The organism is Enterobacter sp. CM29 (genome assembly GCF_013179605.1).
Classification (GTDB): domain Bacteria; phylum Pseudomonadota; class Gammaproteobacteria; order Enterobacterales; family Enterobacteriaceae; genus Enterobacter; species Enterobacter intestinihominis.
On the sequence record NZ_JABMCU010000337.1, the window covers coordinates 1 to 1,710 of the forward strand.

Below are 1,710 nucleotides of genomic sequence, written 5' to 3' on the forward strand. Positions count from 1 at the left end.
GGCTCAAATCCCGTCAGCATTGTGGTGCCTTGCCATCGCGTGATCGGGCGCAACGGCACCCTCACCGGCTATGCCGGGGGCGTACAGCGTAAAGAGTGGCTGCTGCGTCACGAAGGGTATTTTCTGCTGTAATTCCCAGGCTTTTTGTGCTTAATTTTCTTCCTGTTAGGCTAATAATCCTTAATCATTCTGTGGAATTTCAAGGAGATGGCAACTCGCTGCCGTCTCTTGTCTTTATTGGGGGTTTGCCAGACTTACGTCCTTACCAAAAAGATGTTAAAATTGACCAATATCAATTAAGGCTTGAGCAAACCTATGATCCCGGAAAAGCGAATTATACGACGCATTCAGTCTGGCGGTTGTGCTATCCATTGCCAGGATTGCAGCATCAGCCAGCTCTGTATCCCGTTTACTCTGAATGAGCATGAACTCGATCAGCTTGACAATATCATCGAGCGCAAAAAGCCTATTCAGAAAGGGCAGACGCTGTTTAAAGCGGGAGACGAACTGAAATCGCTCTATGCTATCCGTTCTGGCACCATCAAAAGCTACACCATTACCGAACAGGGCGACGAGCAGATCACTGGCTTCCATCTGGCGGGCGATTTAGTCGGCTTTGACGCCATCGGCAGTGGCCATCACCCGAGCTTTGCTCAGGCGCTGGAAACCTCTATGGTTTGTGAAATCCCGTTTGAAACGCTGGACGATCTGTCCGGTAAGATGCCGAACCTGCGTCAGCAGATGATGCGTCTGATGAGCGGTGAGATCAAAGGCGATCAGGATATGATCCTGCTGCTTTCCAAAAAGAATGCCGAAGAGCGTCTGGCCGCCTTTATCTATAACCTCTCCCGCCGTTTCGCGGAACGTGGCTTCTCCCCACGCGAATTCCGTCTGACCATGACGCGTGGCGATATTGGTAACTATCTGGGCCTGACCGTGGAAACCATCAGCCGTCTGCTGGGTCGTTTCCAGAAGAGCGGAATGCTGGCGGTTAAAGGTAAGTACATCACCATTGAAAACGGTGAAGCCCTGGCCATTCTGGCGGGTCACTCACGTAACGTGGCATAACTCTCCCGGATATCTTATGCCAGGTCGATAAATTTTCATGATTATTGATCTGGCAAAAACTTCCCCCCTGTTTCATTCAAGATATATAGGTTACTCTTTTACTTACAGACTGTGGTGACAGTAGTAAGGAGACCTGTATGGCAAAGTATCAAAATATGCTGGTGGCTATCGATCCGAATCAGGACGATCAGCCAGCATTACGACGTGCTGTGTATTTACATCAACGGATTGGTGGCAAAATTAAAGCCTTTTTGCCGATTTATGACTTCTCATACGAGATGACCACCCTTCTGTCGCCTGACGAGCGCACCGCTATGCGTCAGGGAGTGATCAGCCAGCGTACCGCGTGGATCCGCGAGCAGGCGAAGTATTATCTGGAAGCGGGCGTACCTATCGATATCAAGGTGGTCTGGCACAACCGTCCTTTCGAAGCCATTATTCAGGAAGTGGTGGCCGGTGGGCATGACCTGCTGCTGAAAATGGCGCACCAGCATGACAAACTGGAATCCGTGATTTTCACCCCGACCGACTGGCACCTGCTGCGCAAATGCCCTTGTCCGGTATGGATGGTGAAAGATCAGCCGTGGCCTGAGGGCGGGAAAGCCGTCGTGGCGGTCAATCTGGCCAGCGAAGAGGATTATC

General features: G+C 50.9%; 3 protein-coding genes. All 3 read left to right on the plus strand.

The genetic code is table 11. The features are described from left to right. Nucleotides 1-132, plus strand: a 132-nt coding sequence (locus tag HP459_RS22765) for a methylated-DNA--[protein]-cysteine S-methyltransferase (RefSeq protein ID WP_171936905.1), incomplete at its 5' end; no start/stop codon positions are given. Nucleotides 133-315: 183 nt separating this feature from the next. Continuing rightward, a complete protein-coding gene (gene fnr, locus HP459_RS22770) occupies nucleotides 316-1,068 on the plus strand; it encodes a fumarate/nitrate reduction transcriptional regulator Fnr (protein WP_000611906.1) in 753 nt (250 codons plus the stop codon). 137 nt (nucleotides 1,069-1,205) lie between these two features. After that, a partial coding sequence (gene uspE, locus HP459_RS22775) for a universal stress protein UspE (RefSeq protein ID WP_171936906.1) occupies nucleotides 1,206-1,710 on the plus strand: 505 nt, incomplete at its 3' end.